Here is a 15,773-nt window from a genome sequence, read left to right as displayed (position 1 = left end):
ATCTCCGTTTTTATGTATGTGCATCTACTTATTTATGAAGTTCTGCACCAGTGTTTTAATTACGTAATGGCTTACCTTTTTTCAGCATATGTAGAATGCGATCACGCGTGCCTTTGGTCTTGCACAGGTTTACAATGGCATCTCGCTCAAGCTTGAGCACTTCAGCCTCTGACACTTCATCTAGCACATCTTTTTTACCGCCAGTTAGAACCTTGGCAAGCTCAGCTGCAACAACTACATCATGTGGTGTTGCCATACCTTTTTTGGCAAAGTCATTCACACCCATTCTCATTGCAACTTGCCCGCTTTCACCTGCAAGCTTAAAGACAGGAGATTCTGGAGCAATATACCCCTCAGCCATTTCAAGAACTTTGGCTTTCCCTTCCGCAAGCAAACGGTCTTTATTCATAACCACTTTATCTTCCGCACGCAGAAATTCCATCTTCTGGCATTCAAAAGCAGAGGTTCCTACTTGTGCGGTAGCAATCGCCATAAAGGATTCCATTGCTGCTGGCATAGGGCCATTCATAGCCTTTTTCTTAGTTCCGTGGCGCTCTAGCATTTCCTTACAGCCACCCCAGCCCGGCACAATACCGACACCAGCTTCAACAAGCCCCATGTAAGTTTCTGCATGCGCAGTAAGCGCGTTACAATGCAGGAGTGTTTCGCAACCACCACCAAGGGCCATACCACTTGGCGCACCCACAACAGGGAAGTTTGCGTACTTCATACGGTTAAATGTATTTTGACCATGAGATAGAATCCAACGAATGAGAGGGAATAAACGTAGCTTACTTGTTACAAGTAGCATTACGATGTTGGCACCCACACTAAAGTTAGAGCCTTCGTTATGGAACACCATACCCTTCAGGTTATTCTTCTCAACATAGTCAATTGACTTGTTAATCATAGACAGGCTAAGCGGGTTCAGTGAGTTCATTTTTGAGTGATACTCAAGGCAAACCACACCATCACCAATATCCCAAAGTGACGCACTCTTGTTTGAGAGAATTGGCCTTCTTTGACGCTTAATATCTTGAAGTAGAAGTACGCCATCTGCGCGCCTCACCACATCATACTTCCCTTTCGGGTTAAGAGCATGAAGTCGTCCAGATTTAATCGTGTAGAACTTTTGGTCTCTAGCATGCTGAATCAGCTTAGGTACCTTACGGCCTTCCATCACAAGCATGTCATGCATCCAGTCTGTGCCAATCTTATCCATAAGCTCAAACGGACCATATTTCCAGTTAAATCCAAGGCGCATTGCTTCATCAACCGCAGCAATGTCATCTGCAATTTCAGGAACCAAGCTTGCGGCGTAAGCGAGCGTATGGCTCATCACATCCCACGCATAGCGCGCTTCCAAACTATCGTGCCCCATCAGGCCTTTCAGGCCGCCCTTCTTGTACATTTTCAGACAAGCTGGTTTAGGACGAACAGCTTTAGAGTACTCTCTTGTTTGCAGGTTCAGGGCTTCTTTTTGCTTCTTGCCACCTTCAGTATTGAGGCGGTAAAACCCACCCTTACCTTTGCGGCCCGTATAGCCGTCTGCAATCATTTCAGAGAGGAACTCAGGCGCATCACCAAGTTCATTGAAAGGATCTTGCTTTTTAAGGGAGCCTTGCATACTACTGAGAATATGCGGCATCAAATCAAGGCCAACCAAATCTAACAGTCCAAATACACCTGTTCTTGGGAAACCAAATGAACGGCCAAGCACAGCATCTGCACTTTCCACATCAATACCATGCTCGATCGCTTTAATGACTGCAGCATGTAACCAAAAAATACCAATACGGTTACCAATAAACCCTGGCGTATCTTTAGCTGGCACGTTGGTTTTACCCATATGTACATCTGTAAACCCTGTCACCTTTTTAAGGAGCTTTTTATCTGTTTCAGCAGATTCAACAATCTCAAGGAGCCTCATGTAACGCGGCGGATTAAAGAAGTGTGTAATTGCAAAACGCTTCTTCTGCGCAGCAGTCAGCTCAGCTGTCAAATCAGCCAAAGGGATCGTTGACGTGTTTGAACTAATGAGCGCCGTACGTTTCGCATTTTTGAACACTGTTCCGTATAAGTTACGCTTAATGTCTAGGTTCTCAATAATCGCTTCAATCACCCAGTCACACTCTTTAAGAAGTGCAAGATCATCTTCCAAGTTGCAAGGCGTAATGCGCTTAGCAAATGACTTATGCATAAGCGGCGCAGGTTTTGTTTTTAGAAGCTTTGCAATTGCAGATTTAGCAACTGTACTGCGGTCTTTCTTCTCACCTTTTGGCACAATGTCAAAAAGCAGAACTTCTACACCAGCATTGGCAGCTTGGGCGGCAATCCCTGCCCCCATTACGCCAGCACCGATGACAGCAATTTTTTTAATTTCAGCCATGCTTATAGCGCCTCCAGTACCGTTGCAATACCTTGCCCGCCACCAATACACTGTGTGGCTAGTCCATACTTTTTCCCTTCACGCTGAAGAAGGCTTGCAAGCTTACCTGTAATACGTGCGCCTGTAGAACCTAGAGGGTGACCAAGTGCAATAGCACCGCCATCAATATTGATTTTATCCATATGCTTTTTAAGCTTGAGGTCATGAATCACTGAAAGTGACTGAGCCGCAAAGGCTTCATTGAGCTCAATAATGTCAATATCATCCATCTTAAGGCCAGCGCGCTTAAGCGCTTTCTTACTTGATTCCACAGGACCAATTCCCATAATTTTTGGATCACAGCCAGAAATCGCAAAAGATTTAATCTCAGCAATTGGCTTCAGCTTATTCTTCTTGGCAAATTCAGCGCTACATACAAGCACAGCACTCGCGCCATCAGTAAGTGGAGACGATGTTGCTGCCGTTACACTGCCTTTTTCATCAAACGCAGGTTTAAGACCAGCAAGGGCTTCCATATCAGTTCCCGGGCGCGGGCAACCGTCTGTATCAACAACGCCGTACTTTGTCTTGATTGGAACAATCTCATCTTTAAAGGCTTTGTTCTTCATCGCCTTCGCAGCTTTATCTGGGCTGAGTACTGCAAACTCATCTTGCTGTTCACGGCTAATTTTGTACTTTTTAGCCAGGTTTTCAGCAGTTTCACCCATACCCATGTAAGCGCCAGGGTTCTTTTTATAAAGCTCGGGGTTTGGCATAGGGTTAAAGCCTGTCATTGGCACACGACTCATAGATTCAACACCGGCACAAATGAAGGCATCGCCCGCACCTGCCATAATGTTACCCGCTGCCATATGAATCGCCTGCATAGATGAACCACAAAAACGGTTCACTGTTGTGCCACCAATTGTAATAGGCAGGCCAGCATGCAGCACGACCAACCGCGCAAGGTTAAAGCCCTGCTCAGCTTCTGGAAAAGCACAACCAAGAATCAGATCTTCAATCTTTTTTGGGTCTACACCGCTCTTTTTAATCAAACCCTGCACAGTTTGTGCAGCCAGATCATCAGCACGCACCGACTTAAGCGCCCCTTTGTAAGCTAGGGTATATGGTGAGCGTACGTATTCAGCAATTACAACAGATGTCATGAGCGGGATATCCTTTTCTTCTTCGCTTGTTTTTCTCGTTTAGTTTTTTGTTTTTCTTCCTGTATAAGTTCACGTTTAAGGAGTTTACCAATCATAGATTTTGGTAGTTCATCCCTAAACTCAACTTCAGCAATTTTTTCATAAGGGTTCAGGTGTGCTTCAGCATATTTTTTCAACTCTTCAGCTGTTACACTTTGCCCCTTCTTCAAAGCCACAAATGCTTTTGGCATTTCACCCTTTTTAGCGTGCGGAATACCAATCACCGCTGCTTCCATAACAGCGCTATGACTATAGAGAACTTCTTCAATGTGGCGTGGGTAAACCTTAAAGCCAGAAACGTTAATCATTTCTTTCAAGCGGTCTGTAATATAAACGTAACCGTCTTCATCAATGTAACCAACATCACCAGTCAGGAGCCAATCACGGTAGAAAACTTCTTTTGTTTCTTTAATGCGCCCCGCATAGCCTTTCATCACTTGCGGACCACGAATGGCAATTTCACCAACGTCACCAGTCTTACATTCTTTGCCTCGATCTTCTAAAGAACGGATAGAAATCTCTGTTCCCGGCAAAGGTAAGCCAATAGAGTTTGCTTTGTTCTTTCCGTTCGACTGGTTACAACATGCCACAGGAGACGTTTCACTGAGGCCGTAACCTTCCACCATGGCTGTACCTGTTTTCTCAACAAACTCATCGCACACTTCAGCAGGAAGCGCCGCGCCACCAGAAATACAAAACTGCATACTTGTTAGGTTGTACTTATTCACTTTTTCATAGTTAATAATGGCGTTATATAGTGCAGGAACCCCCGCAAAAATAGTTGGCTTATGTTTATGAATGCCTTGCAAGGTCTGCTTCAAATCAAATTTTGGATACATGTGCAATGTCCCACTTCGACGCATAGAAAGGTTCATAAGCGCTGTCATCGCAAATACATGAAAGAAAGGAATCACACCCAGAAAAATATCATGGTCTGTCACCTCTCCTGAAGCCTTACGCCAAATATTACACTGCTCAGCATTCGTCACCACGTTTGAGTGCGTTAGCATCGCAGCTTTAGGAAGCCCTGTTGTTCCACCCGTATACTGATAAAGTGCAATATCTTTAGCAGGGTTAATACGGACAGGATCTGGCTCAGTGTCTAGAGATGATACACGATCCCAAGGCAGCACCGTATTTCCATCAGGGAGCTTTGCAAGTTTCTCAGGCTTAAAAATATTAAAGAGTGTCTTTTTGATAAATGGCAGATTATCGGTAAATGGTGCCACAATCATGCTGCACATATCTGAGTTATTGAGCGCAAAGAATACTTTTTCATACACATGCTCAATGTCCGTCGTAATCATAATACGCACGCCACTATCTCGTGAAAGCGTTGCAATTTCAGCTTCCGTGTAAAGCGGGTTAAAATTTACGACGGTTGCGCCTGTCATCAAGACGCCATAATAACTAATCACATAATGGAAGGAGTTTGGTAGACAAATACCAACTTTATCACCCTTCTTGATACCTCGACGCTGAAGACCGCTTGCAAAATTGCACACTTCCTTCCAAAGCTCTTCATAGGTCATTGTTTTCCCAAGAAACTCAAGTGCAATACGCTTAGGATACTTTTCGTAGGAGTGCTTTAGCATCTCATAAATAGGCTGCAAAACAGGTTCAAATTCCCAATCAACACCTTTAGGGTATGACGCTTCCCACGCATGTTTCTTTCTAGCCATATCACTCCTTTTCTTTTTGTTCTGAGAGCATTGAGATTACATCAGCAACCTTACCCCATACCCCATCATTATTATGAGTGAGGATCGTATGGCGATCCGCCATAATAGGGTGCAGCTCTTTGTTTTCTGAGGGAGACATTTTAATTAATTTTTCAGCACTTTCGGCCTTTGTTACAGGGTCATCATTAGCTTGGAACACATGAAGAGGCACTGTCACTTTCTGTACAAATTCAGGCGCGTCATGCATCAAACCTCTAAATTCATTAATGGCCTTCACAGGCATACTACGATAGTTAATCTCTTCATTTTCAGGATTGGTTGGATAAAACGGCACAACACCATCTCCACCTGTAAACCAACTTGCAAACGCATTAACCGTATTCACCATTGGCACAATAGCCATATTTTTATCATGCACAGCGAGTGGCGCGCAGACAGGAATGACACCTGCAAGGCCCTCAGGCTGCTCAGCGGCAAATTCAAGAGCTAGTAGTCCCCCTGTTGAGAACCCAACAATCACAATATGATCTACATGGGCTTTTAAAATACGATAGTTACGACGAACCGCTTTCATCCATTCTTCACGGCTGCGCTTCATAAGGTCCCAAGGAGAGGTTCCATGCCCAGGAATTCTCATTCCGAGAACTTCAAAGCCTTTATCATGAAGGTCACGTCCAAAGTCTTTCAGCTCAGCAGGAGATGATAAGAAACCATGAATCAGAAGAATACCTGTTTTGCTTTTACGCTTCGGGTGAACAAGTAAGTACGGCGCACCACTACGCGTTGCACGTTCTCGTTCATTAATTTCTTGATAGCGAGACTTCTTATAGTGCCTACGGTTCCACTGGAAAGCATGGTCCTCATCATCCATAAGGTGCGCTGACCATTGACGTTCATCACCAACAACAAAATCAGCCATAGCCTTCTCTACAGATTTTGTCACTTTTACAAGTGGCATCACTTCATTGTAATACAACTGTACAGGATGCTCTAAGCGTACACTTGAATCTCTAAACTCTTCTGAGAACTTGTCCGTAAAGATGTAATCATCATCTTTATGCTCAACTAGCCCTGCCTTTTCTGCAGTATCAAGGAAGATCTTCAAATCTTCAGCGTCCCCTTCTGCAAGATGACGGTACCTATCTGGCCATACAAGAGAGCGGTGCAGGTGTACACCTACTGCACGCTGCAAACATTTCGCTGAAAGATAAATAATTTTTGCGAGATCTGAACGTCTAAAACCGTTCTCACCTTGGTCATAAAGGTTCTTTAAGATAATAGAAGCTAGGTGCGCCACATTTACAGTGATATTCTCGTAAATATCTTCCATGTAACGGTCACGAATACGATTTGTCTCTTTATCTAAAGCTCCAACAAGAATACGCTCAAACAGGCGCCCACCAGAGTCCTTCAGACCAAATAGTTCATCAAGAGATTCAATTTGTTCAAAGTAACGATGTAAAAGGAATGTTTTCCACAGCCCCCAGCTCATTGATGGTTGGAAAGGTGTCCCCATACGAATATCCATATCGGTATCTTTAAGAAGAAGGTTTCCTTCAATCACCATTTCTTCTTTAACGCTGTCAGGCATGCCGCGGGCAAGCCACCCGGCAGCACTACTTAATAAATTGTCGTCAATGCGAATTGGATAGAATGTAATATTGCTTGGCACAATCAAGGTTGGCTTGCGTGCTTGTTCCATCATCTCAGCGACACTCGCAAGGCCAAGAGATTTACGCCAGTGCTCCACACGACGCTCGTCACCAGCTTCATATACATCAATAATACGACGCTTAAAAATCTCTAGCATAAGGGCAAGCACTGCAGCCCCACGGTGGTGCTTCCTATGTGTTTGGTGGAAGCCTGAGAAAATCCCAAACTCACCTTCATCATCAATCACACGACGATCTTTAATCATTCCCCCTTCTGGGAAAAGAACAACCTTACGCCCACGTAAAATTTCTGCGGCCATAAATGGAAGAAGACCTTCCAAACGGTTTGGTACTGCACCAACCTTAGACATCGCATTACGCAGCCGATCACTTGCTTGAAACAGAGAAACATCTGCCACACTCCTTGTGAGTGCGCCTGTTTCTTGCATAAGAATGTATGGTGGAATCAAAGTTTCAAAACGAGCAAAGTGGTTAAAGAGGAAAATCTGACCATTCTGCATGGTATCTTCCTGTGTGGTATGCACACAAATATTAATGCCCAAACGGCGCTTTAAGCGCGTAATACGATCTACTGCCTTTTCGCAGTAATCAACGTCAAATTCAAAGTGGCTCGCATCCTGAAGCCAAGGCAAGTCAGGAGTTTTTTTATTTTTTGTCATGCGTATTCGCCTTCAACCATTGCCCCTCTTTATAGGGCACCTCTAAAATGTATCATAAAACAATAGCGTAGACGTATCACCTAAACCGACATGTCGGACAAAAATGCATGCTTCAAAGCCTGACATGTTGCATTTGCGTCATGACATCTTGTATGTTGACTAAAGTTAAAAATAAAAAAATGACAAAGTATGACCACGCCCACACCCTCTAAGACATTCATCCTACAACGCACTGTTGCCCACTACCGCGTGGCCCTCTTTAAAGAACTTGCAAAACATGGATGGAAAGTCATTTCCGCTTCTAATTTTCCAGAAGGTACATCAGGGCTTAATACAACGCGCTCTGCGCCTTTCCAAATTTTAACGCCCTTTTTCTTCCCACTGAAGAAAAACCCTTACATCTGCCATGCGCCCTTCTTTAAAGTTTTAAGAGAACATGCACCAGAAACTCTCATCATGGAAGCTGGCTCAACCATGACCAGCACATGGCTCGCAGCTCTATATTGCAGACTGCATAAAAAGCGAAAAACCAAAATCATTTTATGGGGGCACGGTGCTCCTGTAGCTAACAAATCAGGCTGGAGAGGTAAACTTGCCTATCACTTGAAAACATGGCTTATCAACAGTGTTGATGGCTATCTATGCTACACAGAAAAAGACAAAGGTTACTTAGATAAACTGAATCTAAACACACCTGTATTCTCAGCCGGAAACAACACAGACATTTCTGAAGCACAAAAACTACGTAAAGCGCCAGAAAAGAAAAGTATTCGAAACCTCCTTTTTGTTGGCAGACTCACAAAGGATAAAAAAGTCCCTCAACTCATCCACCTTTTCAAAGAGCTTAAAATTCCAAACCTGCACCTCAATATTATTGGTGACGGTAGCGAAATGCCCGCCGTACAGCTTGCTGCTGAACATGTCAAAAATGTACATATTACAGGTGCCATTTACGGGGCTGATGAGCTTGCAGAATATTACAATAACGCAGAACTCTTCATCACCCTTGGTGCCGTTGGACTAGGCGTGAATGAGTCCATTGCTTATGGCCTTCCAGTTCTGTGCTACAAAGAGAGCCTTACAGGCCCACATCACCACCCTGAAATTGCTTACGTTGAAGAAGCCATTACAGGTTGGCAAGTCACACCACACAGTAAAGATGCCATGCTTGAAAAGCTAAGTGAGCTACTTAACGAGCCAACAAAAGCCAACATGTATGAGAGTGTGATAAGCTACGCAGATGCCAATCTCACAATTGAGAAAATGGCTAAAAACATTTTAAACATGGAAGCTCAAATTTAACCGCATGAAACGCATCCTTAAACATAAAGTTGTTCATCAGTTTGCAACCTATGGCGTTCTTAACAGCCTTGGCGCAGCCATTCCGCTTTTGAGTATTCCTATTATTACAGGTTTCTTTACACCTGAAGAATATGGATACTTAGGCTTAGCCCTTGCGATTATTTCTCTCCTGTCACAGGTTTTACAGCTTGGCCTCACACATCTAATTGCCAAAGAGTTTCACAAACATAGCCAACAAGAGCGTTCTATGTCTCACGGCCTCATGGTGAGCCTCATGGCAGCTGCAGGTCTCTTTACATTTGCATCTATGCTGATATTTAAACCACTTTTACCCTGGACACAAAACTTAGAAACCGCGCACCTCAGCATGATGATTCTCTGCGGCACATCTCTTGCGCTTTGGTTCATTTACACAACTGTGCAGCAGTTCCATAACAAAGCCTTTACTGTCGGCTGCATGGGCATTCTGCAAAATGCCCTTATTTACGGCACAGTCATTTGGACCCTTTATACATACAAAGGAGCAAGCTGGGATACATTCCTCATTTGCCAAACAGCCGTACAAACAGTCCTAACGGGCGTAGCTCTTATCTGGCTCTTCAAGCAAAAAGAACTCACATTTAACTTTGATAAAACACAGCTAAAAGCACGCCTTACGCACACACTTGGCTTTTCACTCCCAATGATCCCATTCATGCTCGGCACAACCCTCATGATTACTGCCGACCGCATGCTTATTGAACATTTTGTAGGGGTAAAAGATGTTGGCTTTTATACGCTGTCGTATCAAATCGCATCCGTGCTTCTACTGGTAGGTATCTCACTCAATCATGCTTGGAGACCCTGGTGCATGAAATATCTGAGTGAACATGCGACCAGCTCTTACAAAAAACCAATTAAACTAGTCCTCACTATGGGTGTACTCATGAGCCTTGCTGCCATTGGTTACGGCTCCCTTGCCCCACTTATTTTTAAGCCATGGCTACCAGAAACATACCAGGTGGCCTTTACGCTAGTCCCGATCATGTCGCTTAGCGCAGCGTTGTATTGCACTATTCACTATATTTCACCATTCTATTTGCACCTTGGCCAAACACGCGCCATTGGTAAAACCATCTTTTTCGCTTCGATTATGAACATTGTTTTAAATGTGGTTTTAATTCCAGAATATGGGGCTTGGGGTGCTGCACTCAGCACACTTATTAGTACTGCTTTGAGTATTATTGCCCTTTTTGCAAGGCTTAGGCATTGTCCAAAACCAAAGACTGCTTGACGAGAAGACCTCTCCAGATTACCGTAAGGCCATATTTATCTTCTAGTCCGTTTCACATTTCAGGAGACATCCAATGGATGAATTCGACATGTACACACGGGCGGTGATTTTCAATCTTGTCAATGCATCGTACCCCTTTGGACAGCACTATCTAGGGCTCTACAAAATTGAGAATATGTTCCAAGCCAATCTTGCCCTCCATATGGAGGCAGCTGCTCAGAACAGATACACCACACGCATGTATAGACCCATGCGCTCTGGTCGCCTCACCAGCCCTTATGTCTACTATTACTATGTAGGCTATCACACTGCTGAAATCATTCCCCTTACCGAGTATGACCCTCAAATTAAGCAAGAAGCCATTGAGCATATGTTTAAACTGGGCGACATCAAACTCGGGCAACGCGTGGAAGCACCTCAGGAGTACGGAAAAACACCGATGAGACAGATCATCATGCCGTAATCGATCTAAAAAAGAGTGTTCCCTGCGGACACTCTTTTTTGTTACAATGCTCCCCATGAAGCCTTTTGAATCTGTAAAAAGCCCAGTAGCGGCCCTTATGCTCGATAATATCGACACCGATATTATTATCCCGAAGCAATTCCTCAAAACAATCAAACGCACAGGCCTTGGCAAGCATGCTTTTAATGATATGCGCTACCTTGCTGACGGATCAAATGATCCTGATTTTATTCTAAACCAGGCACCATACACAGGGGCACAGATTCTTCTTTCAGGTAAAAACTTTGGATGCGGCAGCTCGCGTGAGCATGCCCCTTGGGCGATTTTAGACCAAGGCATCAAATGTATCCTTGCAGAAAGCTTTGCTGATATTTTCTTCAACAACAGCAGTAAAAATGGACTTCTTCTTATTCAGCTTCCTGAAGAGACTTTGAAAAATATTCAAGAGAAAACATCTAATGCCTCTACCCTCACGGTCAACCTTGAAGAGCAAAAACTCTCTACAGAAACAGAGAGTTGGAGCTTTGATATTGAACCTGAGCGTAAAGAGCGTCTTCTTCTTGGCCTTGATGATATCAAGATGACAGAAGAACACACAGATGCTATTGCAGCTTATGAAGAAAAACAGAACACCGAAAAGCCTTGGCTTTAAGGGGCAGAATCGATAGACTATCCCCGTCCACCAATAAAATAAGGTAGAACAGACGTGGAAAAACAAGATTACTCTTTGCTCTTTTTAGACGGTGATGGCATTGGCCCTGAGGTTAACGCTGAAGTCAAAAAAGTCATTGGCTGGCTCAATGAAAATACCACTTACACATTCACAACAGACGATGGCCTTATTGGTGGTGCCGCCATTGATGGTGAAGACTCTCCCTACCCGCAATCAACAGCGATTAAAGCCAGAAAAGCTGATGCTATTTTCCTTGGCGCTGTTGGTGGACCAAAGTGGAGCGATGTAGATTTTAAAAAGCGTCCGGAGCAAGGTCTTCTTGATCTCCGCCAAGACCTCAACCTATTTGCAAACCTACGCCCAGCATTTGTATTTGATTGCTTGCAAGAAGCCTCAGCACTTAAAGCAGCTTATGCAAGTGGTGTAGATGTGCTTATTATCCGTGAACTCACTGGTGGCCTGTACTTTGGTGAGCCACGCAGCCTAACGGATAAAAAAGGCGAACGCGAAGGCATTAACACACTACGTTACAACGAAACTGAAATTCGCCGCATCGCTAAATTTGCTTTTGAAACATCTCGTAAAGGGAACCGCCGCATCTGTTCTGTTGATAAAGCCAATGTGCTTGAGAGCATGGTGCTATGGCGCAAAGTAGTCGAAGAAGTTGCAGAAGACTACCCAGATGTAGAACTCACGCATATGTACGTTGATAATGCAGCAATGCAACTGGTTATGGAACCAACACAGTTTGATATTATCCTGACTGAAAACATGTTTGGGGATATCCTTTCAGACCTTTCAGCTTCTCTTACAGGTTCTATTGGTATGCTGCCATCAGCAAGCCTCGGTTCAAGAGATGATTCAGGTTTTGCCAAAGGCCTGTTTGAGCCAGTGCACGGCAGTGCGCCAGATATTGCTGGTAAAAACATGGCTAACCCAATTGCCGCAATCCTCAGCTTTAGTATGTTTCTGAAACATAGCCTCGGTGACATTACAACAGCGCGTCTCATCGTAAGTGCTGTACAGTTTGTACTGGCAAGCGGTGTACGTACGGCAGATGTGATGGAAGAAGGCTGCGTGGAAGTCTCAACATCAGACATGGGTAACCAAATATTACAGGCGCTAGATCAAATCCTCGCCATGCAGAAAAACGCGAGCTAAAATCCAAGCCACTGGGACAATTGAATAGGAGAAATAGAAATGAGCCAAAACGTTATTATTTTTGATACAACCTTACGTGATGGCCTTCAATCTCCCAATATCAACCCTGTCTCTCATGCCGACCGCGTTGCGTTTGGCTTACTGCTAAACGACATGGGTGTAGATGTGATTGAAGCGGGTTTTGCTATCGCTTCAGAACTTGATTTCAACACCATTGCTACACTTGCCCAAAAAGGCCTCGATAGCACTGTGTGTTCCCTTGCTCGCTCAAATGAAAAAGATATCGACAGCGCAGGCCAAGCTCTTAAGGGCGCAAGGCGCGGCCGTATCCACACCTTTATTTCTACAAGCCCTCTGCATATGGAGCACAAGCTACGTATGTCACCAGAGGCCGTTTTAGACGCTGGTGTTGCTGCTGTTAAACATGCTCGTAAATACACCGATGATGTACAGTTCTCTCTTGAGGACTTCACCCGCACAGAGCATGACTTTACCAAACGCGTGATTGAAGCTGTGATTGATGCAGGCGCAACAACAATTAATCTGCCAGATACAGTCGGCTACAGCACGCCACAGGAAATCACCAACCTCACTGAAGTTGCCATGAGTGTTCCTAATGCAGATAAAGCGATTTTCTCTATGCACTGCCATAATGATCTTGGCCTTGCTGTTGCTAACTCACTTTGCGGCCTTAATGCTGGCGCAAGACAGCTTGAGTGTACTATTAACGGCCTTGGCGAACGTGCTGGTAACGCAGCCATGGAAGAACTTGTTATGGCAATGCGCGTCCGTCCGCGTAACTTCCCGTTTGCCAATAACATTAAAACTGAAAAGTTTATGGAAGCCTCAAACTTCATTTCTGATAAAACAGGGCTTCATGTTCAAAAGAATAAAGCCATTGTGGGTCAAAATGCTTTTGCCCATGAGAGTGGTATCCACCAACATGGTATGAGCAAAAACCGTGGGACGTATGAAATTATGACACCTGAGAGTGTCGGCCAACATGAGCACCTTACTCTAGGTGTAACGTCTGGTCGTGAAGGATTGCGTAAAAAAGCAGAAAGCATGGGCTTTAATTTAGATTCAGAGCAACTGGCTCGCTTGTACGACCTCTTCATGACGGAAGCAGAAAACGGCCGTGTCTCTGACAGCGATATCAGCGCAATGATTGAAAATTTAGTTTGAGGCTTTTTCCTGAGCTTTAACAAGCTTCCAGTAATGCATGCGACGGTCTAAACTCAGCTTAGAGAAATCTTCTCCAGCCTCTTTGCAGGCCTGCTCCATGCCTGTGTAACGGCGCACGTATTTATGATTTGCAGATTGCATAATTTCAGACGGGCATGTTTTCAGATAATACCCTAGAATCGCAACACTAAACAGCAGATCACCTGCCTCTTCCACAGCATGTTCTGTATCGCCAGAATGAACAGCTTCTTCAACTTCAGCTAGCTCTTCTTTGATCTTTTCAAACACACCATGAATATCATCCCAGCGAAAACCATTTTCAATGGCTTCCGCTTGGATTTGTCCAGTGTTTTTAAGCGTATCTAGGGTTTTATCAATTTTCATAAAGGTTACTCGTTTCCTTTTTTACCGCCAAAACCAAAACGCTCTCTCCAAGATTTACGCTTTTCTTTTACTTTTTCTTGGTGCTTGCTTTTACGGTCTTTCATATGCTCTTTATGTGCATCACGCTTACCTTGCATATGCTCTTTATGCGCATCACGTTTGTTTTGCATGTGCTCTTTGTGTGCTGCATTTTTAGCTTTCATCATTTCTTTGTGCTTCATGCGCTGCTCTTTAGACATACCTTCCATGTCATCGCGCATATCTTGCATTTTAGCCTTGTGAGCTTCATGCTGGTCTTTCATGCCACTTTTCCACTCTTCGTGCTTAGCTTTGTGGTCTTCGCGCCAGTCGTTGCGTCTTTCAGCGTGGTCTTCTTTCCATGCTTTATGATTGGCCTTCATGTTATCTCTATGCTCTTTACGCATGTTCCCCATGTCTTTACCCATCACATCTTCATCAGCAAAAGCTGGCGTAGATGCAAGTACAGCAACAGTCAAAAGTGCTTTCAGTTTCATTTGATTTATCTTTCTTATTATCCATTAAATCGTGCACCTATTGTGCGAAGAATCTCAAAAAGAAGCAAGCCATTTGCAAGAACTCATAAAATCATATAACGTACAGGTGACAATTAAATCTGATGACCGTTTGGCGATAAACTGCCAACTAACAAACCGAATTCACAATAAGGTTAAGCAACGCGCTTTAGAGTTAATTTTAGTTTTTGCCAAGCGATGAGTAGTAAGATCTACTTGAGAGATGGGAAAAGCTAAAAGAAATTTTAAATAACCCATTGTGAAGAGGTTCGAATAGGAGGAGCACTCTCATGACTCAAAACGTATTTCCTAACCCGTTTGGTCTCTCTGGCTTTGACTTCGTTGAATTTTCCAGCCCTGAACCTGCCGCTATGGCAGATATGTTCGCACGCATGGGGTTCGCAAAAGTCGCGACACATAAAACAGCCAATGTTGATATGTACCGCCAGGGTGACATCACCTTCTTCATTAACATGACACCAAATAGCGCTGCCGTGAACCATGCCGCAAAATGCGGTCCTTGTGCGACGGCTATGGGCTTCCGTGTGAACACTGATGAAGACCCTTTGGCACTTGCCATTTCGCGTGGTGCAAAAGAGTTTACAGGTCAGAAGACATTGAACCTCCCTGCCATTGAAGGCATTGGCGGCACAGCTGTTTACTTGGTTTCAAACTGGAAAAACGACGCCAGCGACCATTATGCTGACTTCGACTGGATCACAGCCGACCGCAACCCAAAAGGTATTGGTCTAACGTATTTGGACCACATTACCAACAATGTGCTCAAAGGCCGTATGAATCACTGGGCTGACTTCTACGAAAGCATCTTTGGCTTCCGTGAAATTCGCTACTTTGACATCAAAGGCGAATACACAGGCCTGAACAGCCGCGCTATGAGCGCACCTTGCCCTCGCATGGCGATTCCAATCAACGAGGACAAAGGCACAGGTGAAAAAGCTGGTCAGATTGACCGCTACCTGCAAGAGATGCAGCAAACTGAAGGCATGCAACACTTTGCATTTGGTTGCGATGACATCTACAGCGTGGTGGACAGCCTGCGTGCTGGCGGCGTTGATATGATGCCTCCGCCTCCAAGCACATATTACGACATGCTTGGTGAGCGCCTTGGTGACCATGGTGAAGAAGCTGAAGAGCTTCGCAAACGTGGCATTTTGCTGGACGGCAACAAAGAGCAGCAGCTCCTTCTGCAAA

The 15,773-nt window shown here is 44.4% G+C and carries 13 protein-coding genes; 7 read left to right on the top strand and 6 right to left on the bottom strand.

Features of this window, described 5'->3' with window-relative positions; all coding sequences use genetic code 11:
* Window positions 1-55 precede the first annotated feature (55 nt).
* From VX730_00065 to VX730_00050, 4 genes are read right to left on the bottom strand one after another with little or no spacing between them, the layout of a single operon-like run.
* Window positions 56-2,389 (bottom strand): 3-hydroxyacyl-CoA dehydrogenase NAD-binding domain-containing protein, encoded by a 2,334-nt coding sequence (locus tag VX730_00065; protein MEC9290778.1) that lies wholly within the window; start codon window positions 2,387-2,389, stop codon window positions 56-58.
* A gap of 2 nt (window positions 2,390-2,391) precedes the next feature.
* Window positions 2,392-3,534, bottom strand: coding sequence for a thiolase family protein (locus tag VX730_00060; GenBank protein MEC9290777.1), 1,143 nt, complete (start codon window positions 3,532-3,534; stop codon window positions 2,392-2,394).
* Window positions 3,531-5,255 (bottom strand): long-chain fatty acid--CoA ligase, encoded by a 1,725-nt coding sequence (locus VX730_00055; protein ID MEC9290776.1) that lies wholly within the window; start codon window positions 5,253-5,255, stop codon window positions 3,531-3,533. Before VX730_00055 ends, VX730_00060 begins: the two co-directional genes overlap by 4 nt.
* A gap of 1 nt (window position 5,256) precedes the next feature.
* A complete protein-coding gene (locus tag VX730_00050; GenBank protein ID MEC9290775.1) occupies window positions 5,257-7,587 on the bottom strand; it encodes an alpha/beta fold hydrolase in 2,331 nt (776 codons plus the stop codon).
* 189 nt (window positions 7,588-7,776) lie between these two features.
* On the opposite strand from VX730_00050, the gene VX730_00045 reads away from it, so the two are divergent.
* From VX730_00045 to VX730_00020, 6 genes are all read left to right on the top strand, one after another.
* A complete protein-coding gene (locus VX730_00045; GenBank protein ID MEC9290774.1) occupies window positions 7,777-8,889 on the top strand; it encodes a glycosyltransferase family 4 protein in 1,113 nt (370 codons plus the stop codon).
* Between the two features lie 4 nt (window positions 8,890-8,893).
* The gene (locus tag VX730_00040; protein ID MEC9290773.1) at window positions 8,894-10,162 is read left to right on the top strand and encodes an oligosaccharide flippase family protein; all 1,269 of its coding nucleotides are present in this window, start codon (window positions 8,894-8,896) and stop codon (window positions 10,160-10,162) included.
* Window positions 10,163-10,235: 73 nt separating this feature from the next.
* Window positions 10,236-10,625 (top strand): hypothetical protein, encoded by a 390-nt coding sequence (locus VX730_00035; GenBank protein MEC9290772.1) that lies wholly within the window; start codon window positions 10,236-10,238, stop codon window positions 10,623-10,625.
* Window positions 10,626-10,680: 55 nt separating this feature from the next.
* On the top strand, window positions 10,681-11,277 hold the full coding sequence (gene leuD / locus VX730_00030; protein ID MEC9290771.1) for a 3-isopropylmalate dehydratase small subunit: 597 nt from the start codon (window positions 10,681-10,683) through the stop codon (window positions 11,275-11,277).
* A 54-nt stretch (window positions 11,278-11,331) separates the two neighbouring features.
* Complete coding sequence (gene leuB / locus VX730_00025; GenBank protein MEC9290770.1) at window positions 11,332-12,459, top strand: 3-isopropylmalate dehydrogenase; 1,128 nt, start codon at window positions 11,332-11,334, stop codon at window positions 12,457-12,459.
* A gap of 39 nt (window positions 12,460-12,498) precedes the next feature.
* Window positions 12,499-13,644: a 2-isopropylmalate synthase gene (locus tag VX730_00020; GenBank protein MEC9290769.1), complete on the top strand. Its 1,146-nt coding sequence runs from the start codon at window positions 12,499-12,501 to the stop codon at window positions 13,642-13,644.
* On the opposite strand, the gene VX730_00015 is transcribed toward VX730_00020, so the two are convergent.
* The gene (locus VX730_00015) at window positions 13,636-14,028 is read right to left on the bottom strand and encodes a MazG nucleotide pyrophosphohydrolase domain-containing protein (GenBank protein MEC9290768.1); all 393 of its coding nucleotides are present in this window, start codon (window positions 14,026-14,028) and stop codon (window positions 13,636-13,638) included. The genes VX730_00020 and VX730_00015 overlap by 9 nt on opposite strands.
* Window positions 14,029-14,033: 5 nt before the next feature.
* Window positions 14,034-14,543 carry a hypothetical protein gene (locus tag VX730_00010; protein MEC9290767.1) on the bottom strand — a complete coding sequence of 170 codons (510 nt, stop codon included), beginning with the start codon at window positions 14,541-14,543 and terminating at the stop codon, window positions 14,034-14,036.
* 308 nt (window positions 14,544-14,851) lie between these two features.
* On the opposite strand from VX730_00010, the gene VX730_00005 reads away from it, so the two are divergent.
* Window positions 14,852-15,773: VOC family protein (locus tag VX730_00005; protein MEC9290766.1), on the top strand; the 922-nt coding region annotated here is incomplete at its 3' end.

The sequence above is a fragment of the Pseudomonadota bacterium genome (genome assembly GCA_036141575.1).
Classification (GTDB): domain Bacteria; phylum Pseudomonadota; class Alphaproteobacteria; order UBA2136; family JAPKEQ01; genus JAPKEQ01.
The sequence above is the reverse complement of the archived record's forward strand: the minus strand, read 5'-3'. Positions and strand labels throughout refer to the sequence as shown.

Bases quoted from the DNA above. Each gene is read 5' to 3' on its own strand.
- VX730_00065 (MEC9290778.1), bottom strand. From the start codon at position 2,389: ATGGCTGAAATTAAAAAAATTGCTGTCATCGGTGCTGGCGTAATGGGG.
- leuD (MEC9290771.1), top strand. From the start codon at position 10,681: ATGAAGCCTTTTGAATCTGTAAAAAGCCCAGTAGCGGCCCTTATGCTC.
- VX730_00040 (MEC9290773.1), top strand. From the start codon at position 8,894: ATGAAACGCATCCTTAAACATAAAGTTGTTCATCAGTTTGCAACCTAT.
- VX730_00050 (MEC9290775.1), bottom strand. From the start codon at position 7,587: ATGACAAAAAATAAAAAAACTCCTGACTTGCCTTGGCTTCAGGATGCG.
- VX730_00020 (MEC9290769.1), top strand. From the start codon at position 12,499: ATGAGCCAAAACGTTATTATTTTTGATACAACCTTACGTGATGGCCTT.
- VX730_00035 (MEC9290772.1), top strand. From the start codon at position 10,236: ATGGATGAATTCGACATGTACACACGGGCGGTGATTTTCAATCTTGTC.
- VX730_00055 (MEC9290776.1), bottom strand. From the start codon at position 5,255: ATGGCTAGAAAGAAACATGCGTGGGAAGCGTCATACCCTAAAGGTGTT.
- VX730_00010 (MEC9290767.1), bottom strand. From the start codon at position 14,543: ATGAAACTGAAAGCACTTTTGACTGTTGCTGTACTTGCATCTACGCCA.
- VX730_00015 (MEC9290768.1), bottom strand. From the start codon at position 14,028: ATGAAAATTGATAAAACCCTAGATACGCTTAAAAACACTGGACAAATC.
- VX730_00060 (MEC9290777.1), bottom strand. From the start codon at position 3,534: ATGACATCTGTTGTAATTGCTGAATACGTACGCTCACCATATACCCTA.
- VX730_00045 (MEC9290774.1), top strand. From the start codon at position 7,777: ATGACCACGCCCACACCCTCTAAGACATTCATCCTACAACGCACTGTT.